The following is a 26518-nucleotide window of genomic DNA, read 5'->3' as shown; positions in this document are numbered from 1 at the left end:
TTTATTGAAATTACTTTATTTAACAGATACTCACATTAGGGGAACTAGTCCAAAGAACAGACTAGATGATTACTGTGAAACTTTAAAAGAAAAATTAAAAGAAATTTCAAGTATTATTCAAGAAGAAAAAATTGATTTTGTATTACATGGAGGCGATTTATTTGACAGACCTGATGTTTCTGTCTCCATCGTCTCCGATTTTGCAAAAATTTTTCAATCCTACGGTGTTCCTATATACATAATAAGTGGAAACCATGACATTTTCGGTCACAACCCTGACACCTTAGATAGAACCATGTTAGGGCTTCTATGCAATTTAGGAATTATGAATCTTGTAAATTACAAAAAGATTATCCTAGAAAAGGATAATCTACGAGTTCAATTAACTGGGTCTCCTTATATATATTCTATGGATGAAGTCTCCAATAGAAACAACTATATAGTCGACGAAGTTGATGACTCATGTAAGTATGCAATACATATGACACATGGTTTTTTAATTGACAAACCTTTTATTAAGGAGGTTTCTCATACACTTATAGATGATATTAGAGACACAAAAGCAGATATAACCTTAGGGGGACATTACCATTTTGGATTTAAAACTCAGGAGCTTGATGACAAATTTTTTGTAAATCCAGGTGCCTTAATTAGAATTTCAAACTCCAAAATAGAAATTAAAAGAAAGCCTAAGGTGGATATTATTACCTTAGACGACAAAATTGAAATAAAAGAAAGATATCTTAAATCTGCCAAGCCCGGTGAAGAAGTTCTTGATAGGTCAGAAATGGAAAGACATCAATTTAAGGGAATAAAAATGGCAGAATTTAAAGAAAGTATCGAAGCTTCCACAAATTATAAGAGTCTTGATATTTTCGAATTGCTTTTAAGGATTTCTAAAAGTGATAATATAAGTGAAGAAATAAAAAAAGAAGCCCTTAAAAGGGTAGAGGAAGCTCAAATTAATGAGGGTAGATACTCATGATTTATATAAAAAAAATTGAACTTATAAATTTTCAGTCTCACAGTCATACAGAGATTGAATTTGACAGAGGCCTAAACGTTATCTTGGGAAATTCTGATGCTGGAAAAACTGCTATCTTAAGGGCAATGAAATGGGCCCTTTATAATGAGCCCAGAGGAGACTATTTTATTAGACAAGGAGAGAAGGATGTCTCCGTTAAAATTGTTTTCTCCAATGGAGTAGTTGTAGAAAGATCTAGAACTCCTTCAAAAAATTCATATTATCTACTTGATGCTCAAGGTGAAGAAATGCGATTTGAGGGCTTTGGATTAGATGTACCAAAAGAAATAACAGATGCAACTCAGATGTACAAGGTCTCACTTGATAATTCCAATAACAAAAGCATTTTAAATATAGCTGAACAATTAGATGGGCCTTTTCTACTTAATGAACAAGCTTCATTGAGGGCTTCTGCAATAGGAAGGCTTATTGGAGTTAACTATGTCGATGATGCTCTTAGAACTGTTGTAAGAGATAATAAAAGAATTAATCAAGAAGTAGAAGATCTAAGATCCAATAGAGACAATATAAAAGACCAATTAAAAGAATATGACTATATAAAAAACTATAAAGAAAAATTCGAAAAGATCTCCGAAATTAGAGAAAAGATTGCAGTTCTAAATGACAAACTAAATTTAGCATCTAGCTTGAAAGAAAGATACGATATAAATAGTTTTGAGATAGAAAAAGTTAATGGCTTTATTGAAAAATTTAGCAATGTAGAAACTATTGAAAATACACTCCCAAAAATTGAAGCCAATTTAATTAAGTGTAATGCCTATGAATCTTATTTATCAAAGCTTAATAAAACTGATTCGGAAGCAAAAATTTTATCACAAAACTTAGAGAAGTTAAATGATATTGATATTTTATATAAAAAATCTAAAGAGATTGAATACAAGCAAGCTAAATTAAACTCATATACAAGCCTTTATAAGCAATATAAGTCTAACACTGATTTAATTAATAAAACTAAAAATAATCTAGATTTATTTAAGAATGAAGTAAGACTTACTGATATCGTTAGTTTTTTAGAAGATAAAATAAGCTTATATTTTAAACTTTATTCAGAAAAGGAAATCCTATCAAAAGTTACTGACAAATTAAATTATGGATATAATTACATTAAAGCTTTTGATAATAATACAAATATTGAAGAAATATCTAATGAGTTAAATGAAAAGATAAGGTCTTTCATGTTGTTAAAAGACTTTTCTAGTAATTTGGAAAGAATAAAAAATAATTATAAATTAGAAAATAATAATCTTAAAGATATTGAGAGTAGTATAAAAAATTATACTGAATCTTATGAAAATACTATTCTAGAGATTGGGGTTTGTCCTTTCTGCTATAGTGAAATAAATGATGAATCCATTGAGCATATAAAATACCACTTGAGGAATGATTAAATGAATTATGAAGAAAATTTAAAAAATTTAAAAGAAGAATTAGACAGACTAAAAAATATGAAGTATAAGTCTGAGGCGAGACTTGAACAATTAAATTCTCAAAAAAAAGATATTTTACTTGAAATTGAAAAACTAGGTATTAAACCAGAAGATCTAGAAAAGGAAATATCTAATTTAAAAAATGAAATTGATAAGCTTTTTAACGAAGCCAATGACTTAATGCCAAGGTTGTGATTTTTTGGACCTAAAGGAATTGGATTTAAATTTAAATAAATTAAATAATAAGATATTAAATGATGAGGGGAAAATTGAAATTTTAGAGGATCAATTAGAAAAAATCGAAAAAAGTCTTGAAGAAAAAGAGAAATATAGTGAAGTTTTAAGTCAAGTATCTCTATTATTTCAAAAAACCTCTGAATTTGCTCGAGAACAATCTAAAAGACAAATTGAAGATACTGTTACAAAATGTCTTCAATTTATTTTTGAAACAGATATTGAGTTTTTAATAGAACTATCTGAAGCAAGATCTGTACCCATAGCCGAATTCTTTGTGCAATCTAACTATTCTGAAGGTTATAGTATAAAAACCAAACCTGAGATAGCCCGAGGTGGTGGAGTTGTAGACATTATTTCACTTGCTCTTAGAATTGCTTTCTTACAACAAAATCAACCTAACTTATCAGGACCTTTAATATTAGACGAGCCTGGGAAGCACGTAAGTAATGATTATATTTTCAATCTTGGTGAATTTTTGAAACAGTCGTCAAATGTTTTTAACCGACAAATTATAATGGTAACACATAATCCTCATTTGTCACAAATTTCAGACAAATCATTTTATGTAAAGAATAAGGGCGGAATCAGTGAAGTTAGCCCTTATCAAGAGTAATATTTTCTTGACTTTAGCAAGTAAAATTGTTAATATATTAATGAACATAAAGGGTGTTTATGTATTAAATGCTAGAAAACTAAAAGTCAGGAGGAGATACAATGATTTACGACTCAAAGTTAAAAAATAAAGATGTAGATGGATTGTTTGAAGCTATTCTTTTACTTGAAAACTTAGAAGAATGTTATAGATTCTTTGAAGATATTTGTACAGTTAAAGAATTACAAGCAATTGCACAAAGACTTCAGGTTGTTAAACTATTAGTTAAAAATAAAACTTATCATGAAATTGAAACTGAAACTGGAGCTTCAACTGCTACTATATCTAGAATTAATAGATCTTTAAACTATGGATCTGATGGATATAAATTAGTTTTACAAAGACTAAACTTTATAGATGAAGATGAAGAAAAAGAATAAGGTATTCCTTATTCTTTTTTTATATATTTATATTTATTGTTTTGTAATTTGTATAAGATACTAAACCCGGTTTTTTTGCAGGATGTCTTTTTACATTTATCTTGAAGGTATAGTCTACCGGTATATTTTGAGATTTGGATAATGAGCTATACTTAGCAGCAAATTTTGCTGCAGTCATCATTGCACTATTTGAGAAATCCCTATTATCATTTTTTAAAATTACATGTGATCCTGGAGCATCTTTTACGTGGAACCATAGATCATTTTTTCTAGCTTTTTTTAGAGTCAAATAATCATTTTGTTTATTATTTTTCCCAATGTAAATATCAAATCCATCTTCTGTTTTAATTACAAGATAATTTTCTTGAGAGTCTTTTCTTTTCTTCTTTTTATTATTTTTTTTCTTCTTTAGATAACCTTCTTTTTCTAACTCTTCGTATAATTCATCAATCTCATCAGGAGTCTCTGCGAAGTCGATATTTAATAATATAGATTCTAAATATTCCACTTCAGACTTTCCAATTTCAATTTGTTCACTTAGAAAAACAGCTGCATTTTTCAGCTTTGAATATTTCTTATAATATTTAGAGGCATTAGAAGGCCCATCCAATTTAGGATCAAGAGGAATTTTCATTTCTTCCATTTCATTATAAAAATTTTCTACTGTGACAGAACTTGCACCTTTTTCAATTCTATGAAAATTTGAAGATAAAAGGTCAGCATAAACTTTAAACTTGTCTCTATTTAGGGCAGCATTGAGTTCATTTACTTGGTTTGATATCTTCCTATTAGTTTTTTCTATATGCTTCTTAACAGCCTTTCTAAGCTCTTTGCTCTTGGATCCTAAAGAATCCCTTAAAAATTTTGAATTATAAAACTCTTCTAGAAGGGGAGAGACCATTTCAACTTTTATTTTCTCATAATCACTTAATGATTCTAGATCAATTGAATAGAAGTCTTTAAAGACATCATCTCTAATGATTTTTATTGGAGAGAATTTATTGTCTCTAATATCCTTAAAGATACTAAGGAAATTCTTATTTAAGTTTTCCATCTCTTCTTCATTAAGTGAAGAAATATTTCTCTTAAAATCAATATCTGATCTATACTCCAGCTCGCTACACATTTGTGGACTTATACCTGTAAAATTCTTTAAAAAGAAAGATTTTAGATTAAGGTTCTCTTGAGAAATCTTAATCAAATCAATTATTGAGTCTGTATCACAGGGATTAAGTCCACTTGATATATCTTCTTCATTATAAGTTAGACCAGGTAGAACTTCTCTAACGCTTGAAAGATTAAAATTAACTCTTTTTAGGGAGTCTATAATTTTTTTGCTTTCATTATCAATAAGAATAACATTGGAGTGTTTACCCATAAGTTCAATTATAAGAGACTTTTCACTGTACATCCCTAGTTCATCACGAGATTTTACATGAATTTCAACTATCCTATCCATCTTATATTGATTAACAGCGAGTATTTGATTATTCTCAAGATGTTTTCTAAGAAGCATGCAAAATGCCGGTGGATTCTGCGGACTATCAAAGATTTCTTCACTAAAATACATTCTAGGGCTACCAGAAATGGAAATAAAGAGCCTTTCTCTTTTACCATTAGCTCTTATATTAATTAATAAATCGTTATTGTCATTTTGGTAAATTTTATCTATTCTACCACCATTAACACGATTATTTATTTCATATACTAAACTTTTTACTACTGTACCATCTAAGGACATAATTATCACCTGAGAGTAATTATAACATATTATAGCTAGTGAATAAAAAGAACGAATAATCTAAACATATGTATAGAAAAGGGTTTTATAGGTGGAGAAGTAAAATTGAAAGAAGATTATAAAAATAATGATAAAAGTATAAATTAGAAATTATTATCATTTAGTATTTAATAGGGTATCATTATTTACTTGATAAAATATAACGACTGGAAATGATATAATAAAGGAAGTTTATGTATAACTATAATATATTAAATAATCTTAATATTAAATGATTTCACAAGCTATAAAGCCTAATTTAATGAAAGATATAGTGCAAGTTTAAAAAGATATAGTATAAGACTAAAATAGATGCGAATATAATGAAAATAAATTTAAGTTAAGACTTTAGAATGCAAAATTAAAATGAATAATAACTTAAACAATAAAAACAAAATATAATTAAGAAGGATAAAAAATTATAGAAAGTAAGTAGTAAAATGGTGAAAATCAAAAAATAGTAAATTTAAGATTTTTCTAAAAAAAGAGGGCTAAAAGATAAAAATCTAAAAAAACATAAAAATTAGTCACAAAATTATTATTTTGTGACTAATTTCTATGTTTTTTTATATAAGATTTTTTAGCTTTTAATAGGTTCCCCTCTCACTCAATGGAATATATATTAAAAATCAAATAGTGATTTCTCATTATTAGACTTATTTAACCCAGCTTTTGTATTCTTTAGATCTTTTAAATCCTTAGGATCTTCCTTAGATAATTCTTTTAATTCATTATCTTTCTTATCTAGATCCTTATTATCCTCTTCATAATTATATCTCTTTCCCTTAGTTTTAAAATTTCCAGAAATATAAACTGAATCATTCTTCCAATCTACATTAAGGCCTAAAGTTTCAGAAATAAATCTTATAGGAACATAAGTCCTTCCATCATAAAGTATTGCAGGAGAATCTAAATTAACTATACTTTCATTTCCTCCATTATTTACCTTTGCCTTAGTTGAATTAATATCTAGTTCAACTAAAACATCTATGGCTCCTATTAATATACCACTAGTTTTAGTTTCCTTTCTTTGATAAAAGTTTATATTAGCGCCAAGGTTTTCTGTTATATATCTAACAGGCACCATTACCCTATCGTTAGTCTTGTCAAGATATGCACTACCCATATCTCCAGGTATATTTTGTATACTATCATTAATATAAATATTTATATCCTTATCAGCTGCTTCCTTGGGTAATTTACCAGCTGCAAAAACAGATGTACTTAAAACTGCGGACATAATTCCAATTCCTAATAATTTTTTAATATTTTTCATAAAATCTCCTTTTTATTGATTCTTCTCTTCATTGTCTTTTGAAGCATTAGTTTTTAAATCTAAATTTGAAAGAGGGTTTGATGCCACCATTTTTCGCAAAGCTTCTTTGTTAACATGGGTGTATATCTCAGTAGTGTTTACAGACTCATGTCCCAAAATTTCTTGAAGTGATCTAATATCAGCATTTCCATATTCATATAAAAGCGTAGCTGCAGTATGTCTAAGCTTATGGACAGAATACTTTTTAGTGTCCAGTCCAGAATTTCTCATATGCTTTTCTATCATATGTTGAATAGACCTATTACTCATTCTTTGTTGTCTCATTGACAAGAATAAAGCATCATCCTTAATTTGAGGACGTACTTTCAAATATTCTTCAATAGCATAAATAGATGCTTCATTTAAATAGATGACTCTTTCTTTATTACCCTTTCCAATAACTTTTAGAGTATTATCTTCTTGTAAATGAGAAATATTTATACCTGCTAGTTCCGAAAGTCTCATTCCACAGTTTAAAAACAAGGTAACTATAGCATAATCTCTTTTTTTATAGAGAGGCTTACTCTTAGATTTTTCAATTGTTCTTAATAAATTTAAACTTTGATCTAAGGTTAAATAAACTGGAAGAGTCTTCTCCACCTTGGGCATATCTATATCTATAACAGGATTAATTTTTATTATATCAATCTTTGCATGGAGATAGTTATAAAAACTCCTAATTGAAGAGATTTTTCTAAACTTGGACCTATTAGATATCTTCCTTTCTTTTTCCAAGAAAGCATTATAAGCATAGACATCTTGTTTTGTTACACTTTCCAAAAGTTCAGGACTAATGTCTTCAATAGTTATGTCGTCAAAATCAACCTTTGAGTCTACAAGACCCTTTCTTCTCTTTATAAACCTTACAAACATCCTAAGATCATAATAGTACTCTTTCACTGTATTATCAGAAGCTCCCTTAGTTGATTTCATGTAATCTAAAAAATCATCAATTAAGTTCGAATTTATCAAGCTATCACCTCCTATAAAATAAAAAACCTGACAAAAGTCAGGTTCTTAATTATTTAGCGTATTCAACAGCCCTAGTTTCTCTTATGACATTTACTTTAATTTGTCCTGGGAAATCTAGTTCTGCTTCTATTCTCTTAACAATCTCTCTAGCAGTGATAGTAATCTCTGCTTCAGATATTTTTTCAGGTTTTACAATTATACGAATTTCACGTCCAGCTTGAACAGCATAGGATTTTTCAATTCCATCAAATTCATTTGCAATTTCTTCAAGTTTTTCCAATCTTTGGATATAGGATTCTACTGTTTCACGTCTAGCACCTGGTCTTGCTGCAGATATTGCATCTGCTGCTTGAACTAATACTGATTCAACACAGTTAGGTTCAACATCACCATGGTGAGACTGAATTGCATTTATAACAAATTCTGACTCGTGATACTTTCTTGCAATTTCAACCCCAACATCAACATGTGGAGCATCGAGATTCCTATCAACAGACTTACCTAAGTCGTGAAGCAATCCTCCTCTTTTAGCAAGCTTAACGTCAGCGCCAATTTCACCTGCAAGAATACCAGCAATCTCAGAAACTTCAACTGAATGCTTAAGGTTATTTTGTCCATAACTAGTTCTATATTTAAGTCTACCTAAATATTTAATAATTTCTGGATGAAGACCATGAACCCCAGCATCATAAGCTGCCTGTTCACCAGATTCTTTGATGATAGTTTCTACTTCATTCTTAGCTTTTTCAACAGTTTCTTCAATCTTAGTTGGATGAATCCTACCATCGTTAACTAGCTTTTCAAGAGCTACTCTTGCAATCTCTCTTCTTATTGGATCAAAACAAGATAAAACTACGGCTTCTGGAGTATCGTCAATAATTAAATCAACTCCAGTTATTGATTCAATAGCTCTGATGTTTCTACCTTCACGTCCTATTATTCTTCCCTTCATTTCATCATTTGGAAGATTAACAACTGCTACAGTAGACTCTGCAACTTGATCAGCTGCACATCTTTGTATTGCTTGCGCAATAACATTTCTAGCGTATTTTCCTGATTCTTCTTTGATCCTATTTTCATTTTCTTTAATAATAAGTGCAGATTCATTAGTTATTTCTTTTTTAAGTTCATTTAAAAGAATTTCTTTACCCTCGTCCTTTGTAAGACCAGCAACCTTTTGAAGTTCCTCTTCTCTTTGCTTTACAGGTTCATCAGCTTGGTCTTCTTTTTCTCTTAGACCTTCTAATTTCTTGCTAAGTTTTTCATCTTTTCTTTCAACTTGAGAAGATTTCTTATCTAATTGGCGTTCTTTGGATAAAACTCTATCTTCTAATTCCTTAATTTCAGCTCTTCTTAATTTAGCTTCATTTTCTTGTTCAGATCTTAACTTTTGAATCTCTTCTTTAGCTTCAACAAGTAACATTTTCTTTTGTGTTTGTGCTTGATTTTCAGCATCGTATATTATCTTTTTAGATAATTCTTCAGCATTTTTAAGTTTACCTTCAGAAATATATTTTCTAATAGCATAGCCAACAGCTAAGCCAATAATACCGATTATAATAGATATTAAAGTACTAAAACCCATTCTACACACCTCCTATTTAGTTTTCATGTTTCAAGTTTTAAAATCATAATTAAGGCAGAAAGCCTTAAAATAATTGTATATCTTTTAAAAGCATAAGTCAAACAGAAAAGCGTGTCCAATGGCTCAATCTATTTACTTTTATAAATAGGAATTGCTAGCTTGTATCCTGGCTTTATATCATATGATGAAATACTATTTGCTTTCTCTATGTCCATTACAAATCTCATTTTATTTTTATATTCATAATTTTCGGATATAGTCCAAATAGTATCTCCCCTCTTTACTGTGTATACATCATAGACAATTTCTTTGTCTTTAAATTCCAATTCTGATTCGTTCTTTACTACTAATCCAGAATTAAAAATAAAAATTAGTAAAAGAAAGAAAAGAACTTTTTGTTTTTTAATTACTATAGTACGTCTCATATAATCACCTCATAAAATATTAACGATAGTTTAAACCTTTGTATCAAACACTTGTATTAAATATAAGTTCTAAACAAATGTTATATCATTCGTTCTTTTTTGTCAATATAAAAGAACAAAGTTTTTAAACCAAAGTTTGAAATGCTTGTTCAAATGTGATATTATATATTTATAAAAATTAGGAGGTAAATCCATGTACGATGATTTAAACCAAAGAGAACTTGAAATTTTATTTTTTATTAAAAGATTTATCGAATCAAAATCCTACCCACCTACTGTTCGTGAAATTTGTGCTGGCTGTAATATAAAATCAACTTCAACTGTTTACTACGCCCTTGAAAAATTAGAATCTACTAACTATATAAGAAAGGATGCATCAAAAACTAGAGCAATTGAAATTGTTCCACAAGACGATGATATCTTGATGCTAAAAAAGAAAACTGTTGATGTACCTGTAGTTGGCAAGGTTACTGCCGGTGCTCCAATACTTGCTGTTCAAAACATCGAAGATACTATGCCTTTACCTGTTGACTTTGTTTCTGATAAGGAACTTTTTATATTAAAGGTTTCTGGAGAAAGTATGATCAATGCAGGAATATTCGACGGCGATTATGTAATTATTGAAAAAACAAATTGTGCTTCTAATGGAGAAAAAGTTTTAGCTTTAATCGAAGATGAAGCAACAATAAAAACTTATTACAAAGAAGAAAATAGATTTAGACTACAACCTGAAAATGATACAATGGAACCTCTATACTTCGAAAATATTGATATACTAGGCAAAATAGTTGGACTTTATAGAAGATTTAATTAAATATACATCTAAAAATAACCCCTTCTTTCCAAATTAGGATAGAGGGGGTTTATTATGTTCTTATTAAAGTATGAAATTAAAATTAGTTAATAAGTCAAAAAATTTATTATAAATTTAGTGGAACTTCAAATTCTCTTTTAGCTTTTTTAAATAAGAATTCACCATTACGCACTGATGATAGGCATTCTGCCCTATTTCTTATGGCTTCAAACTCATTTGGTGCATCAAGAACAATAAAGTTTGCAGGTTTTCCTTCATCAAATCCATACTCATCTTGAATGCAAAGAGCCTTTGCTCCATTATAAGTTATTAAGTCTAGATTCTTTCCAAAATCTTTTTCTTCCATAAGTTGTGCAAGGTGGATCCCATTATCAAGAATATTCATAAGATTACCATTACCTGCTGGATACCAAAGATCAACAATGGAGTCTTGCCCAAAGCAAACATTAATATCATTATCCACGAATTCACGAACTCTAGTTAAGCCACGACGTTTTGGATAAGTATCTTGACGTCCTTGTAGAAAGGCATTTTCTGTTGGTAGGGATACAAAGTTTAGTTTAGATTTCCTAAAGAGTCCCATCATTCTAAATGCATAAGAATCATCAGAAGATCCAAAGGAACAAGTGTGACTTGCAGTAGTTTTTTTTGATATTCCCTTTATCATTGCTTCAGCATTGAGAACTTCTAAAAATCTTGCCATCACATCATCAGTTTCGTCACAGTGAACATCAATTAATTTATTGTGTTTTACTGCTAGGTCAACTATTTCTTTTATAGATTTTTCACCAATTTCACGGCTCCACTCATTGTGAGGAATTCCTCCAACAACTTCACAACCCAATTCAAGTGCTTCCTCAACAAGGTCTCTTCCGGTTTTACCTTCTTCCTTGTAAGAGTACATTCCATTTTGTGGGAAAGCAACAACTTGAATTGTAACCTTATCTTTTAATTCATCGCGAACTTCTAGAGCAGCCTTAATACCTGTTAGATTTGGATCAGTACAGTCAGTTTGTGCTCTGATATATTGAGTTCCATAAGAAACGCAATCTTCTACAGCCTGACGAATTCTCTTCTTCATTTCTTTCTTAGTTGATCCTTTTTTAAAATCATTCCAAAGGTCTATTGCTTCAAATAGTGTGCCTGATTCATTCTTAACTTCATCTGTCTTTCCTATCATGTAATAGTCTAGGTGAAGATGGGCATCGACATAAGGTGGGATAACAAGGTTTCCGTCTAGATTTATCACTTCATCTGCTTCTCCTAAGTCCTTTCCAAATTTTACAAACTTACCATCTTCAACTAAGATTTCTGTAGCATCTTTATAACCATAAATTTTTCCATTAATAAATTTCTTTTTCATTAAATCCTCCTAGTATTTTATGATAGTTTTTTTGTTGCTTCATCTTCGATTAAATATATTAGAAAATTATTTATCTTCTTTCACAAATAAAACTATTGTATATAAATTATACACACTTATATTATATTACTTAGCTGAAATAAAACAATTTGTAATAAATAAAACTAATTTTTCTCAATACAATTAAATCAGATTAATTACTCATAATAGGTTTATCTATTTAATTTCTAAAAAACTATTATTACTTCAACAAAGTCAGAATTATAAGTAATAAAAAAGAATAGGTAACTTACCTACTCTCTTTGAATCCTTTATTTTTTTTTATAAGCTATCAAGACCGATCTGTAAATTTTATAAACTTTAAGCTTATTAAATCTCTATTAAGCCTTCCTTGTATAGGGCATTTAATAAGTTTATAAGTGAAAATTTAATGTGATAGTAAGAGAGGCCTCCTTGGAAATATACATAATAAGGTTCTCTCATAGGTCCATCTGCCGATAATTCAATAGATGAGCCTTCTATAAAGTCGCCTGCTGCCATTATTACCTGATCATCATAGCCTGGCATATCCCAAGGGATTGGTGTGAACTCTGAGTCTACTGGAGAAGAAAATTGAATGTACTTGCAGAAAATTTCAAGAATTTCTGGTTTTTGTAATTCAATTGCCGTAACAATATCACTTCTTGGGTCTGTGCTAGAAGGTATTGTTTTAAAACCTAATTCTTCAAAAGATCTTGAAAACAATGTTGCACCCCTTATTGCATCTTCAACAATTTTTGGTGACATAAAAAGTCCCTGAAGTATTTGCCTTGTCATACCAAAAGTTAGCCCACAGTCTTTACCTATTCCAGGAGCTGTTAAAAAATTTGCTGCCCTTTCAATAAGTTCTTCCTTGCCGGCTACATATCCCCCTGTATAACAAATTCCTCCACCAGGATTTTTTATTAGAGATCCTGCCATAATATCAATCCCAATTTCACTTGGTTCAATTAATTCTGTAAATTCTCCATAACAATTATCTACGAATATTTTTATATCTTTGTTAATTTTTTTAACTTCATCTACGGCCTCTTTAAGTTCAGAAACTGTAAAAGCTCTTCTATTAGAATAACCAGTTGATCTTTGCATTATAACAAGGCTTGTGTTGTCCTGAATATAATCTTTTATACTATCAACATCTATCATATTATTAACTAGAGGCACTTCAGAGTATTGATATCCAGAATTGATTAAGGAGTCTGGACTATCACCTCGAAGTCCTATTACCTTTTGTAGAGTATCATAGGGTGTTGAAGTTACTGATAATAAGTGATCGCCTGGTTTTAATACAGATTTAATTGCAAGAGTAATGGCATGGGTTCCTGAGACTATATTTGACCTAACAAGACTGTCTTCAACATTAAAAATCCTAGTGTATATAGACTCCACTTTGTCTCTTCCAATGTCCCCGTATCCATATCCTGTAGTCCAATTGAAATCAGTTGCTTTTAATCCTTCTTCCTGCATAGCCTTCAGGATTTTTACTTGATTGTATTGAGCTATGTCACTAAACTCTTTAAATCTATCTTGAAGTTTTTCTTCTATATTATTTACAAATTCAATTATTTTTGAATCTATATTATATTTTTCTTTAAATAAGTTATCGTATACTGTCATCTTTTCTCCTAAATCATCAGTCTAATTTACTATCAATATAGCTTTCTATTTCTTCTAATAAATTATCTGATTCCCTATCAAACCATTTTATTCTTCCGTCTCTTCTAAACCAAGTTAATTGTCTCTTGGCATAGTGTCTGGAATTCTTTTTTATAAGATCAATCATCTCTGAATATTCAATTTCACCTTCAAGATATGAAATTACTTCTTTATATCCAATAGCCTTTAGTGATTGAGAGTTTTTGTCCAAGCCTTTGTCTAAGAGGGATCTAACCTCATCTACGAGGCCAAGCTCAATCATTTTATCAACCCTACTATTAATTATCTCATAAAGTCTTTCTCTATCCATGTTAAGGCCAATAAATATTAAATTATAATCTTCATTTTCTTGACGAAAATTATTTTCCTTTTCATTTCCACTTTTTAAAATTTCTAAAGCTCTTATTATCCTTTGACCATTGTTGGGATGAATCTTTGCAGCCATATCTTTGTTAAGATTAAAAAGTTTATTATAAAGAAATTCACTACCTTTTTCTTCTAATATTTTTCTTAACTCCTCTCTATACTCATAATCTGCCTTTGTTTCTGTAAAATCAAGATTATAAACTATGGAGTTAATATAAAGGCCAGTTCCTCCAACAAGAATTGGAAGACCTCCCCTCCTATTTATATCGCTAATTATTTCTTTAGCTTTAAATTTAAAGTCAGCTACAGAAAAATTTTCATGAGCTTCTAAGATATCAACCATATGATGGGGAATATCTGTCTTATCTAAGTCTACCTTTGCCGTTCCAATATCTAGTTTTTTATAAATCTGCATGGAGTCACTAGAAATAATTTCTCCCTTATACTTATTTGCAAGTTTAAGAGAAATTTCTGTCTTTCCTATTCCAGTTGGCCCAGTAATTATTAACAAATTTTCCATTTATTCCCTCAAAAATAATTTTGAAATAGTGTGCTTTGATACTTCTACTATTGTAGGTCTTCCATGAGGACAAGTATAAGGATTTTCACAATTTTTCAAATCTCTAATTAGAGCCTCTATCTCAATGTCTGATAGGTCATCTCCTGCTTTAACAGAAGCCTTACAAGCTTTTCTCATTATCTTATACATATCTGCTTCGTAATTTGATGATATATCTTTGTCTAAAGAGTCAATTATATCTCTAATAAAGTCCACATAGGTAGGAAGACCAAAGATCATTGGCACTTCTCTTAAAACAATAGACCTATCTCCAAAATCTTCAATTTTAAATCCAAGTTCATTAAATAAATCAAAGTAAGTTAAGATTTTATCGTACTCTATTTGATTTAATTCAATAATTTCAGGCTTAATTAAAATTTGTGAAGATATTTCGCTATTAAGATACATTTTTAAGAATTTTTCATAGTTTACTCTTTCGTGAGCAGCATGCTGATCAACAACAAAAACTTTTCCATCTCTTTGATTTTCTAAAAGAATATAAGTCTTGAAAAGAACTCCACTAATTCTAGTATTTAAAAGGTCTTCATCAATGCGGCTAGCCCCATCATCAAATAAGAAGTTCTTTTCTTCACCCTCTATCTTACTATCTGATGCATTATCTTTCGTTACATCTTCACTATATAATAGAGCTTCTTCATTAAAAGAATTATTATCTTGTGATTTTATATCTTCATCTTTTTCTATTTCCCATAGACTTTTAAGATTATTATTTCTAGAATCTTCTTTTTCAATTAAATCAGAAGTTTCTTCTGTATCATCTTCATCATCAAAAATATCAAATACATTTACGTTTTCTTTCTTATCTTCTAATTCAATTTCTCTTATAGACCTATTTGGATAAATTACTTCTTCAACAACTTCGGATAAAAGAGCTGTTAAAATATTTTCATTGGAAATTTTTATTTCATTTTTCTTTGGATGAATGTTCACATCAATTAATTTAGGGTCAATATCTATATAGAGAACAAAAACAGGATACCTATTAAGTGGTATTAAAGAATTGTAATTTTTTTCAATGGCTCTAGAAATATTTATGTCTCTTATAAATCTGCCATTTACAAAAATATACTGACTATCTCTGTTAGACCTGAAAAGTTTATTGTTGGAGAAAAATCCTCTTATTTTATAGTTTTCTGATTCAAATTTTCCTTCATTTAAGGATGAAGCTATTTCTGAACCAAGAATTGAAAATATCCTATTAATTGGATCCTTGTCACTTCCAGTATTCAAAATAGTCTTACCATCTCTAATTAAAGTGAACTTTATATTATTATTTGATAGGGCAATTTTTTGAACAATATCAATGATGTTATTAATCTCTGTAGAATCTTTCCTTAGGAATTTCTTCCTAACAGGAGTGTTGTAAAAGACATCATTAATTATAAAAGTCGTTCCCTTTGGCATTCCCACCTTATTCTTTTTAAGAATTTTGCCATTTTCTATAATTAGAGAATTTCCTGCCAAATCTTCTTCTCTTTTTGTCATTAGTTTTATCTTTGAAATGTTTGAGATACTTGCTAGGGCTTCTCCACGAAAACCTAGAGTCCTAATTTTTTCCAAATCTTCTATTACTTGAAGCTTGGAAGTAGAATGACGAAGGAAAGCAAGCTCAAGGTCGTCCTCAGAAAAACCTGAACCGTTATCTGATACCTTGATATAATTAGTGCTTTCGCCTCTCAACTCAATAAGAATATCATCAGTTCCTGCATCAATGGAATTTTCCACCAATTCTTTTACTATAGATGCAGAATTTTCAATTATTTCACCGGCTGCAATTTTTGATATTGTTTGTTCATCTAAAAGTTTTATCATTTTAACTCCTTAGATTGTTTAACTATTTCATCTAATAAATTAAAGGCTTCCATTGGACTTAGCTCAAGGATGTTTATTTCTCTCAATTTATTAATAAAATTTTCCAATTCTGGATTGGATTTCTCTTCTCTAATAAATTCTTTATTAAGGTCTATACTTATGCCTTCATTTTCTTTTTCAATAATAGCTAAAATATCTTTTGCCCTATTAATAATTCTATCATCAATACCTGCAAGCTTCGCTACATCAATTCCGTAAGAATTATTTGTAAATCCCTTTATTATTTTTCTCAAAAAGATAATATCATCTTCTTGTCTATCTACTGCTATAGTTAAGTTTTCTATAGAGTCATATTTCTCCTCGAGGTGGACTAATTCATGGTAGTGGGTAGCAAAAAGAGTTTTAGCCTTAATATTTTCTGCAATATATTCTATTATTGCATTGGCTATAGCAAGTCCATCAAAGGTACTTGTTCCCCTTCCAACTTCATCTAGTATCAAAAGTGAATTTGATGTCGCGTTTTGAATTATATCTGCAACCTCTTTCATCTCAACCATAAATGTCGATTGACCCATGGCCAAGTTATCACTAGCTCCAATTCTTGTAAAAATTCTATCTACTAAAGAAATATTACAAGAGTCGCAGGGTACGAAGCATCCAATGTGAGCCATTATAGTGATAAGAGCAACTTGTCTCATATAGGTTGACTTACCTGCCATATTAGGTCCTGTAATTATATGAATCATATTGTTTTTTGTATCAATATAGGTATCATTTGGAACAAAAAACTCATCTTTTATATATGATTCAACTATTGGATGTCTCCCTGCTTTTATTTCAATAAACCCTTCATTGTTAAAGCTTGGTCTTACGTAATTGTTTAAATTTGAAACTTTTGCTAAAGATAATAGAGAATCGAGATTCGAAAGTTTGTCTGCAAGTATTTGAATCCTATAAATTTCTTTACCAATAAAATCCTTTAAACCATTGTAAATTTCTGCCTGCATACTCAAGGCTCTTTCCTTAGATCCAAGCAACTTGCCTTCCATGTCCTTTAATTCCACGGAAAAGAATCTTTCGGATCCAACTAAAGTTTGTTTTCTAATATAATCTTCAGGTACTCGGTCTAAAAAAGATTTCGTAACTTCAATAAAATATCCTAAAATTTTATTGTGTTTAACTTTAAGTTTCTTAATTCCAGTTCTATTTCTTTCTCTTTCTTCAAATTCTAGTAACCAGTTTTTGCCTTCTGTCGCAATCTTGAAAAGTTCATCTAAATCCTTTGAATATCCTTCTTTAATAATCCTATTTTCCTCTATTACAACTGGTGGATTGTCAATTAGAACCCTATCTATTTCACTATATATATCAGACAAATCTATAAATTCTTTGGATAATAAATTCAAACATTCATTGTCTTGATCTTCTAAAATTTCTTTTATTTTCTTAGAATTTTCAATTGTTGACTTAAGCGAATAAAGCTCACGTGGATTTATACTTCCATTAGATATTTTTACTACAAGTCTTTCGATATCGTAGACTTCTTTCAAAATTTTTTCAATCTTATCTTGTAATAAGAGGTCCCTCGTAAAGGATTCAATAATGTCTTGTCTCTCTTGAATTTTATTTAAATCAACTAGTGGACTTTCCACCCATTTTTTTAATTTTCTAGATCCCATAGAAGTGCTACACTTGTCTAAAACATCTAAGAGAGATCCTTTTTTTGAGAAGGTATTTAGTCCCTTAACAACTTCAAGAGTTCTCTTGGAACTTTCATCTAAAAGTAAGAAATCATAGTTGTTGTAATAAGATATACTGTTGATATGTTTTAAATTAATTTTTTGTGTTACAACTATATACTGTAAAATTTTTTTAAGTGAAGTATAATCAGCAATTTTATTGTCAGATATAAAAGATTTTAAATTGTTTTTAAAGTTATCACTGAAATACTTTCCAAAATCTTTAAATATATTGCTGTCTTTGAGATTGCCAACTATATAAGGGTTAATAAAAATATTATCTTTTTTAATTTTATTTTTAAAGCTTTCTAATTCATCCTCATTTATTAAAATTTCGTTTGGACTAATCCTATCAATTTGATCTTGGAGAAATCTAAATAGCTCCTTCTTAGATAAAAAAGTCTTTTCAGTAAAATAAATTTCTCCTGTTGAATAGTCTGAATAAGTTAAATTTAGAGAATATCCTTGAATAAAAATTGATAAAAAATAGTTATTAGAATCACTTTTCAAATATTCTGTGTCTGTGAAGGTTCCTGGTGTAATAATTTGTGTAACTTCTCTCTTTACAATTCCTTTAGCGAGTTTGGGATCTTCGACTTGATCATAAATTGCAACCTTGTAACCCTTATCTATTAACTTTGAAATATAAGAAGAAGCTACGTGATATGGAACACCACACATAGGGGCCTTTTCTTCTAAACCAGCCTCTCTTCTTGTTAGAGTTATCTCAAGTTCTCTTGATGCCAAAAGTGCATCATCAAAAAACATTTCAAAAAAGTCACCAAGTCTAAAAAATAATATAGCATCTGGATTTTCATCCTTTACAGCAAGATATTGCTGCATCATTGGAGTTAATTTTTCACGATTCAACCTTCTCACCTACTAGAGAAAAACTATTAGCATCTTTAATCTTTACTTTAACAATATTTCCAACATCATTTGCATTTCCATCAAAATTAACTAATTTAAATTCGTCAGTTCTTCCACTAACTTTACTTTCATTCTTTTTAGAAATGTCTTCTACAAGAACATCTACTTCCCTACCAATAAAAGCCTTATTCTTCTTTTCTTGAATTGGATACAGTACATCAAGAAGCCTTTCAAATCTTTCATGCTTTATCTTGTCAGGAACCTGATCTGTCCTATTTGCAGCAGGGGTATTCTCCCTAACTGAATAAATAAAAGTAAAGGCTGTATCATACTCAACTTTTTTAATCAAATCGAGGGTATCCATAAAGTCTTCTTCCTCTTCTCCTGGAAAACCTACCATAATATCTGTTGAAAGTGCAATATTTGGATTTACATTTTTAACCTTATCAATTGTTCTTAGATAATCTTCCTTTGTGTACTTCCTATTCATCATCTTAAGAACTCTTGATGAACCTGCTTGGACTGGAAGGTGTAAAAAGTTAGATAATTTATCAAGATTCTTAAAAGAATAGATTAATTCATCAGAAATATCCTTAGGATGGGAAGTCATAAATCTTATCCTTTCAATGCCCTTGATATCATTTATTTCTTCTAAGAGATTAGAAAAAGTAAATTTTTCATCAAGAGTCTTTCCATAAGAATTGACATTTTGACCAAGAAGGGTAACTTCTTTGGTGCCATGTCTCGCTAAATCTTCAATTTCCCTAATAATTTCCCCAGGTCTTCTACTAGTTTCTCTTCCCCTAGTATAAGGAACTATACAGTAAGAACAGAAATTGTTACAACCATACATAATATTTACATAGGACTTAAAATTATAAAGTCTATTGGCTCCAAGCTTATCATCAATACTTAGGGCATTTTCTTCAATATCCATTGCAAGTTTTGTCCCATTATATGATTCTGTTAAAAGTTCAGGTAGTTTCCAAATATTGTTTGTTCCAAAAATTATATCTACATTAGGAAACTTTTCTATTACATAGTTCCTAGACTCATCCCTTTGCATCATACAACCACAAACTGCTATTTTTATATTTTTCTTTTTTTGATTTTAAGTTTTTTAAATTCCCCAATTGTCCGTAAACTTTATCTTCTGCAGAATGTCTTACTGAGCAAGTATTTACAATAATAAAGTCTGCTTCATCAATCTCATTTACAAAGCTATATCCCATTTTTTCAAGAAGCCAAGTTATCTTTTCTGAGTCATGTTCATTCATTTGGCAACCATGAGTTATAACTAAAGCTTTTTTCTCATCAATGTTTTCTTTTATGTTTCTTATATATTCATTTACATTATTATTTAAATCGTTAATTAATTCTTTATTTTCCATATACATCCTCATTTCATATCTTTATATTATAACTGAAAAATAGCCACTTTATCAAGAAAAGAGTATGCATATGCATACTCTTAAGATAGTATATTATTTAAATATCTAGCGACATAAACACCACATGCCGATGCTTGTGAAAGTGAGTGAGTGGCACCTCCGCCATCTCCTACAACAAACAATCCTTCAACTGAAGTCTCAAAATTATTATCTGTTTCAACTCTTGAATTATAGAACTTAACTTCAACACCATATAATAGAGTGTCGTCGTTGGCAGTTCCTGGTGCAATTTTATCAAGAGCATAAATCATCTCAATTATTGAGTCCAATTGTCTCTTAGGAATTACAAGAGATAAATCACCTGGAGTTGCCTTTAGAGTTGGCTCTGTGAAACACTTCTGCATCCTTCTTTCATCAGACCTTCTGCCTTTGACTAAATCTCCAAATCTTTGAAGGAGAACCCCTCCCCCTAACATATTAGATAATTTAGCTATGGATTCTCCATACTCATTGGAATCTTTAAAAGGTTCAGTGAATTTATTACTAACAAGAAGTGCAAAATTTGTGTTTTCTGATTGTAATTTAGGATCTGCGTAGGAATGACCATTAACAGTTATAATTCCATTGGTATTCTCAGCAACTACTTGACCATAAGGGTTCATGCAAAAGGTCCTAACAAGGTCATTATACATTTTTGTTTGATAAACTATTTTAGACTCATAAACTGCATCTGTTATATGTTTAAAAACTTCTGCAGGTAGTTCAACCCTTACACCAATATCAACTTGGTTGGAAAACAAATTAATGTCAAATTTTTTACAAATTTCTGAAATCCATTTAGATCCACTTCTTCCTGAAGCAAGTACTAATTTTTCACAGGAATAAGTTTCTCCCTTATCACTTGTTAGGATAAATTTATCTTTCTTTTCAACATCAACAATTGTCGTGTTAAATAACATTTCAACTTTATCCTTAGTCCATTCATAAACTTTTTCCAGGATTTTTATATTTCTATCAGTCCCAAAATGTCTCACCTTGGCGTCTAGAAGATGAAGATCATGCTTTAGAGCAAGTGTCTTTAAATTTGATGACTTTGTCTCGTATAATTTTGAATTCCCACCATCAAAGTCACAAAGAACTTTATCAACATATTCCATTAGCTCAATTGAGTCTTCCTTTCCAAGAAAATCATGCATTTGACCACCAAAATTAGTTGTAATGTTATATTTTCCATCAGAAAGGGTCCCTGCTCCACCATAACCATTCATAATATTGCAAGGATTACAAGAGATACAATTATCAACTTTTCCAGTTTTTATTGGACACTGTCTTTTGTATATTTCATTTCCCTTATCTATTACTAAAACCCTTAAGTCCGAATTCATCTTTTTAAATTCATAAGAAGCAAATACACCTGAAGCACCTGCTCCTACAATTATTACATCATAATCTTTCAATTTGTATCTCCTAATTAAATTTTTCCATAAAATTTTTAAATCTTTGAGGAAACTTATCTTCTATTTCTAATTCTTTCCCACTAATGGGGTGTTTAAATTTAAGTTTATAGGCATGTAAAAGCTGTTTATCAATTTTAAATTTATTTTTCACACCATATACATAATCTCCAACTATTGGATGGTTTACATAGGCCAAGTGAACCCTAATTTGATGAGTCCTACCCGTATGTAAATGAACATCTAGAAGAGTAAACTTGCTAAAATTTTTTAAAACCTTGAAACTAGTTGAAGCTTCTTTAGAATTTTCATAAATAACTTTCATTTTAATTCTATTGTTAGGATCTCTTCCAATGGGTTCGTTTAGATCAAAATCTTCATAGATATTTCCTTGGCATATAGCAAGATAGTGTTTATCTATTTGTCGATTTTTAAACATATCCACCAACTTATAATAGGCCTCATCTTTTTTTGCTATAATCATAAGACCTGAAGTATCCTTATCAAGTCTATGAACTATTCCAGGCCTATCTTTGTCAATTGGGTTTGAGAGTTCTTTAAAAGAATATAAAAGTCCATTTACTAAAGTTCCACTTTTATTTCCTGCTCCTGGATGAACAACAAGGTCTTGAGGTTTAGAAATGACTGCTAAATAGTCATCTTCATATAAAATATCAAAGTTAATTTTTTCTGGATAAAGTCTAAAGTCATCCTCATATTCAACGGAAATTTTATCACATTCTTTTAAACTATATCCAGCCTTTTCTATTTTGTTATTTACTAAAATATTACCTTCTTTTATATTTTTTTTAATTTGAGATCTGTTGATTTCAATTTTTCCATCTAAAAATTTATCTAGTCTTAATCCAACAGACTCCTTATCAACGATAAAATTGTTCTTATACATAGCTCACCTTTTGTTATCATGGAGAAGTATACCTATTGATATCAAAATTGTTCCAACTACTATAAAAACATCAGCAAAGTTAAAAATTGCAAAGTCGTATCCAAGAAATTTCATACTAATAAAATCAATTACATAATGAAGCCTGATTCTATCAATAAAGTTTCCAATAGTACCTCCAATTAATAAGCTAAAACTAAGAAGATAAATAAAAGGAACTTTGTTGTAGTTCTTGAATAAGAATATAATAAGTATTAATAAGACTGCTACTGTGATAACTGCAAATAGTGACCTAAAACCTTGGAGTATTCCAAAAGCTGCTCCTCGATTTTCTATATAATAGAGTCTTAAAAAATTATCTATTAAGACAATAGAATTCTCATTAGCTAAATTAGTTGCAGCAAGGTATTTTGTGAATTGATCTACAATAATTAAAATAATACTAAATATAGCAACAAACATATTTTCTCCCCTTATTTATTTAATCTCACGATTAATACAGAATTTCCTTTTTTAGTATTTCCTTCAAGGTCATATAATCTAAATCGACCGTAATGGCTTACAGATACTAAATCTCCTAGCTCTAATTCTAAATGTGATCTTGTTTCTTTGGCAAAATTTACCTTTACAAGTTCAGCTTGTATCATATCTTTCACTTTTGACCTAGAAAGATTGAAAACTTTTGAAATTAAGTTATCTAGTCTAAAAGAGGAAACAATTACCTTTTTATAGTCATATTCCTTCTTCGGAAGACCACTTATATCATCTTCTCTTGAAAGCAATATATTGTATTTCGAAACTTTAGTGAGATTAATTTCTATAAAATTTGAAATTTCTCTTTTAACAAAAAAATAAGTGAATTTTTCTCCAATTAAAATATCACCTATTTTTCCTCTGTCTATACTTAAACCTAAAATAGATCCAAGTACATCACCATGTTTAATTTTATTATTAGTTTCAAATTTGAATAGAACAAGATCATTGTCTTCATTTTCATACCTATAGGCAGGGTATATGTAGATAATACTAGATTCACTATCTTCATATCCCCCGTCTATTTCATATGACACTTGGTCTTTAAATCTATTCAATATGGAAATAGATAAATTAATCTCATGAGGATTTAGAAAATCTGTTGAAGTTGAAATATGATTATTCATAACAGATTCCATTTTGTCGATTACTTTTCTAATAGAAATCTTTTCTTCGGGTCTATTTATATGATTAATTAAATCTATTCTATTTAAATTTACCAAGGGAACATTCCGTTATTTTTAAGTTGTTCCTTTAATCCGTCAATTTCTACATTGTTTGGTGCAAGTATAAAAATATCCTTGTTTACCTTTTGCATCTTGCCATCAAGAGCATAAAGAGCTCCACTAACAAAATCAAAAATTTGTCTCTTAACATCAACATCTAATTGTTCAAAATTAAGAACTACTGCTTTAAAATCTCTCAAATCATCAACTATAAGGGGAGATTCATCATAAGATAGTGGTTCATGAACTGTAATTATCATGTTGCTTGCTGATACTCTAGACTTTGTTGCTGGTTTGTGGCTAACTGGTTTAGAAGGAGTATAAGCTGGTTCGATTGCTTCACTTTCACTCACTTCATCTTCAAATTCTTCATCAAAATCTTCATATTCATATTCGTCTGCAAAACCAAAGATTTTCTTTAGTTTATCCATAGTTTTTTCTGCCATAATATCCTCCTAATTATAATTTCTATTTCCAAAAAGTTTAGAGCCAACTCTAATCATGTTGGATCCTTCTTCTATAGCTAATTTAAAATCATGACTCATTCCCATTGATAGGTACTTCATTTCTACATTTTCATAATCCTTTGAAGCAATTTCTTCAAACTTATTATTCATTTTTTCAAATAATTTTCTAAGTAAGACCTCGTCTTCAGTATTTGGTGCTATAGCCATGAGTCCTTTAATATTAATATTTTTAAATTCAAGAAGTTCATAAATAAAATCCTCAGTATCTTCGTACTTTATTCCAAACTTGCTGTCCTCATTTCCAATATTAATTTGAACTAGACAATCAACTTTTATGTCATCTTTTTTTGCTCTCTTGTTAATTTCTTTTGCTAGTTTTATTCTATCAAGAGATTGAATTAATTTAACTTTATTATAAATATATTTTACTTTATTAGTCTGTAAATTGCCAATTAAATGGAAATTTAATTCATTATTTTTTAATTTTTCTTTGATTTTTTCATCTTCAATTTTAGATACAAGTTCTTGTACCTTATTTTCACCAAAATCATGAACACCAAGACCGTTAAATTCTTCTATCATTTCAACAGGGTGAGTTTTAGAAACTGCTATTAGTTTAACATCTCTTTTAAAATTAGATTTATCCTTAGCTATTTCAATATCTTCATAAAGTTGTTTTAAATTATCTTTTAAATCCAATTTATCACCTCAGTTTAATATTCTTGATTCATCAACAGTTTTTGGATTTATAACTATTGCATCATTTACAGTTAATGTCTTGTATGATTTTTCTCCGATACTAAAAACAGATTGTTTGTTACCTCTATTAATAAATACAGTATCACTTGATTCACTGACAATATCAACTGGCACAAATTTAACAAGACCTCTGATTTCCTGTACATAAACTCCTGTAAGATTATTTCTTTCAATTAAAGTTGATTTAGGTATCTCAAAACCCTTGGTCTTATTTACAATAATTTTACCTTCATGAATTCTATTTGAATACATATTTTCAAAATATCGATCTAAACTGATAATTATAACCGCATGATTTTCATCTTTGTTAATTTTCTCAACGACTCCATAAATATCTTCTATATCTGGAATTTGTATTTTTACGGAATCTCCAATATTATAGTTTGCTATGTTTGATACATTTGAAATAGTACAAGCCACTTTCCAGTTTAAATTATTCATAATTTTAAAAAGTGGATCGCCATTCTTTACCCTAGTTTCCATCTCAAGATTCTTAAAGTTGTAGTTTTTATTTAAGTACTTATATGTAAACTTATCAAGGTCTTTTATATCAAAATATTCTTCATTTCCATCAATTTTGTATGATACAATTCCACTAAATTCTGTCAAATAAGAAAAATTATATTTTGAAATTTTTTCTTCTAATTCTTCTTTTTTAACATTTAATGCAGCATCAGAAAGTTCAAGGTATTCTTTTAATTCTGCTGTATTAATGTTTTCATTTATACCATTATCTGTTGAGTTTATATCGTAATAAACTTCTGTAAAATCTTTATTTTTTATCTGTTCCTGTAAATTTTTAGTGAAAGTTTTTGAGCTCTCTTTCTCAGGAGGTTCTATGCCTTGTTTTATTTTTATAGCTGCTTTTATTTTAGCTAACTCATCTTTTAGAGATGATACATCACCCATAAGGTTTAAATTTGCAACTTCATACCCAGAAGGTACCTTTTGACCTTCACTAGCGTGAAAGACTACAACTCCATCTCCTTCTGCATAGTAAGCTTTTTCTTCAAAGATATTGTATACTCTTGTGTCAATGTCTTTTTCAAAAGTAGTCAAAGTTGGAAAAATCGTCTTATAATCATTAACTCTATTTCCTCTTATTAACTTTCCAAAAATCATTAGCAAAAATAAAATAAAAATAAGAGCAAAAACCCTTCTTTTTATATATTTATTTTTATTTTTAAAACTACTCAAAAAACCACCTATTTACCAAGTAATTATAAC

Annotated in this window: 23 protein-coding genes and 1 pseudogene; 6 read left to right on the top strand and 18 right to left on the bottom strand. The window is 29.5% G+C overall.

Annotated features, from left to right (window positions below; genetic code table 11):
* Positions 1-4 precede the first annotated feature (4 nt).
* The 5 genes from DRZ96_RS07645 (at position 5) to DRZ96_RS07625 (ending at position 3741) form a co-directional block, all read left to right on the top strand.
* Positions 5-985: a metallophosphoesterase family protein gene (locus tag DRZ96_RS07645; RefSeq protein WP_112890209.1), complete on the top strand. Its 981-nt coding sequence runs from the start codon at positions 5-7 to the stop codon at positions 983-985.
* On the top strand, positions 982-2433 hold the full coding sequence (locus tag DRZ96_RS07640; RefSeq protein ID WP_112890208.1) for an AAA family ATPase: 1452 nt from the start codon (positions 982-984) through the stop codon (positions 2431-2433). Before DRZ96_RS07645 ends, DRZ96_RS07640 begins: the two co-directional genes overlap by 4 nt.
* Positions 2434-2667: a hypothetical protein gene (locus tag DRZ96_RS07635; protein ID WP_070701178.1), complete on the top strand. Its 234-nt coding sequence runs from the start codon at positions 2434-2436 to the stop codon at positions 2665-2667. It begins immediately after the preceding gene.
* A gap of 4 nt (positions 2668-2671) precedes the next feature.
* Positions 2672-3322 (top strand): OLD family protein, encoded by a 651-nt coding sequence (locus tag DRZ96_RS07630; RefSeq protein WP_112890207.1) that lies wholly within the window; start codon positions 2672-2674, stop codon positions 3320-3322.
* A gap of 101 nt (positions 3323-3423) precedes the next feature.
* Positions 3424-3741: a YerC/YecD family TrpR-related protein gene (locus DRZ96_RS07625; protein ID WP_112889259.1), complete on the top strand. Its 318-nt coding sequence runs from the start codon at positions 3424-3426 to the stop codon at positions 3739-3741.
* A gap of 19 nt (positions 3742-3760) precedes the next feature.
* Here the strand turns inward: DRZ96_RS07625 and DRZ96_RS07620 are convergent, their stop codons facing one another.
* The 5 genes from DRZ96_RS07620 to DRZ96_RS07600 form a co-directional block, all read right to left on the bottom strand.
* Positions 3761-5482, bottom strand: coding sequence for an Rqc2 family fibronectin-binding protein (locus DRZ96_RS07620; RefSeq protein ID WP_112890206.1), 1722 nt, complete (start codon positions 5480-5482; stop codon positions 3761-3763).
* Between the two features lie 661 nt (positions 5483-6143).
* Positions 6144-6797 carry a copper amine oxidase N-terminal domain-containing protein gene (locus DRZ96_RS07615; RefSeq protein WP_112890205.1) on the bottom strand — a complete coding sequence of 218 codons (654 nt, stop codon included), beginning with the start codon at positions 6795-6797 and terminating at the stop codon, positions 6144-6146.
* Positions 6798-6809: 12 nt separating this feature from the next.
* Positions 6810-7808 (bottom strand): tyrosine recombinase XerC, encoded by a 999-nt coding sequence (locus DRZ96_RS07610; RefSeq protein ID WP_112890204.1) that lies wholly within the window; start codon positions 7806-7808, stop codon positions 6810-6812.
* Positions 7809-7857: 49 nt separating this feature from the next.
* Complete coding sequence (gene rny / locus DRZ96_RS07605) at positions 7858-9393, bottom strand: ribonuclease Y (protein WP_112890203.1); 1536 nt, start codon at positions 9391-9393, stop codon at positions 7858-7860.
* A gap of 128 nt (positions 9394-9521) precedes the next feature.
* Positions 9522-9818, bottom strand: a complete 297-nt coding sequence (locus DRZ96_RS07600) for a LysM peptidoglycan-binding domain-containing protein (RefSeq protein ID WP_070701164.1) — start codon at positions 9816-9818, stop codon at positions 9522-9524.
* Positions 9819-10011: 193 nt separating this feature from the next.
* On the opposite strand from DRZ96_RS07600, the gene lexA reads away from it, so the two are divergent.
* Complete coding sequence (gene lexA, locus DRZ96_RS07595; RefSeq protein ID WP_070701162.1) at positions 10012-10632, top strand: transcriptional repressor LexA; 621 nt, start codon at positions 10012-10014, stop codon at positions 10630-10632.
* Positions 10633-10738: 106 nt separating this feature from the next.
* On the opposite strand, the gene DRZ96_RS07590 is transcribed toward lexA, so the two are convergent.
* The 13 genes and pseudogenes from DRZ96_RS07590 to DRZ96_RS07530 all read right to left on the bottom strand — a co-directional run bounded on the left by DRZ96_RS07590 (position 10739) and on the right by DRZ96_RS07530 (position 26488).
* Complete coding sequence (locus tag DRZ96_RS07590; RefSeq protein ID WP_112890202.1) at positions 10739-11995, bottom strand: amidohydrolase family protein; 1257 nt, start codon at positions 11993-11995, stop codon at positions 10739-10741.
* A 369-nt stretch (positions 11996-12364) separates the two neighbouring features.
* Complete coding sequence (locus DRZ96_RS07585; RefSeq protein ID WP_112890201.1) at positions 12365-13651, bottom strand: methionine gamma-lyase family protein; 1287 nt, start codon at positions 13649-13651, stop codon at positions 12365-12367.
* Between the two features lie 16 nt (positions 13652-13667).
* A complete protein-coding gene (gene miaA, locus DRZ96_RS07580; RefSeq protein ID WP_112890200.1) occupies positions 13668-14576 on the bottom strand; it encodes a tRNA (adenosine(37)-N6)-dimethylallyltransferase MiaA in 909 nt (302 codons plus the stop codon).
* Complete coding sequence (gene mutL / locus DRZ96_RS07575; RefSeq protein ID WP_112890199.1) at positions 14577-16448, bottom strand: DNA mismatch repair endonuclease MutL; 1872 nt, start codon at positions 16446-16448, stop codon at positions 14577-14579.
* Positions 16445-19066, bottom strand: coding sequence for a DNA mismatch repair protein MutS (gene mutS / locus DRZ96_RS07570; protein ID WP_456107185.1), 2622 nt, complete (start codon positions 19064-19066; stop codon positions 16445-16447). The genes mutL and mutS overlap by 4 nt, the downstream gene beginning before the upstream one ends.
* Positions 19047-20448: pseudogene (gene miaB / locus DRZ96_RS07565) on the bottom strand (tRNA (N6-isopentenyl adenosine(37)-C2)-methylthiotransferase MiaB). Before miaB ends, mutS begins: the two are co-directional and overlap by 20 nt.
* A gap of 80 nt (positions 20449-20528) precedes the next feature.
* Entirely contained in the window at positions 20529-21905 is a 1377-nt protein-coding gene (locus DRZ96_RS07560) for an NAD(P)/FAD-dependent oxidoreductase (protein WP_112890197.1), read from the bottom strand.
* Positions 21906-21915: 10 nt separating this feature from the next.
* Positions 21916-22809, bottom strand: a complete 894-nt coding sequence (locus DRZ96_RS07555; RefSeq protein ID WP_112890196.1) for an RluA family pseudouridine synthase — start codon at positions 22807-22809, stop codon at positions 21916-21918.
* 3 nt (positions 22810-22812) lie between these two features.
* The gene (gene lspA, locus DRZ96_RS07550) at positions 22813-23268 is read right to left on the bottom strand and encodes a signal peptidase II (protein WP_112890195.1); all 456 of its coding nucleotides are present in this window, start codon (positions 23266-23268) and stop codon (positions 22813-22815) included.
* Between the two features lie 11 nt (positions 23269-23279).
* Positions 23280-24062, bottom strand: coding sequence for a YlmH family RNA-binding protein (locus DRZ96_RS07545; protein WP_112890194.1), 783 nt, complete (start codon positions 24060-24062; stop codon positions 23280-23282).
* Positions 24056-24511: a cell division protein SepF gene (locus DRZ96_RS07540; protein WP_070701140.1), complete on the bottom strand. Its 456-nt coding sequence runs from the start codon at positions 24509-24511 to the stop codon at positions 24056-24058. Before DRZ96_RS07540 ends, DRZ96_RS07545 begins: the two co-directional genes overlap by 7 nt.
* 9 nt (positions 24512-24520) lie before the next feature.
* On the bottom strand, positions 24521-25231 hold the full coding sequence (locus DRZ96_RS07535) for a YggS family pyridoxal phosphate-dependent enzyme (RefSeq protein WP_112890193.1): 711 nt from the start codon (positions 25229-25231) through the stop codon (positions 24521-24523).
* Positions 25232-25240: 9 nt separating this feature from the next.
* Positions 25241-26488 carry an HlyD family efflux transporter periplasmic adaptor subunit gene (locus DRZ96_RS07530; RefSeq protein ID WP_112890192.1) on the bottom strand — a complete coding sequence of 416 codons (1248 nt, stop codon included), beginning with the start codon at positions 26486-26488 and terminating at the stop codon, positions 25241-25243.
* Positions 26489-26518: the final 30 nt, after the last annotated feature.

It is taken from the genome of Peptoniphilus harei, from assembly GCF_900454685.1.
Lineage (GTDB): Bacteria > Bacillota > Clostridia > Tissierellales > Peptoniphilaceae > Peptoniphilus_A > Peptoniphilus_A harei.
Note: the sequence above shows the minus strand (reverse complement) of the source record. Positions and strands in the feature narration are given on the sequence as shown.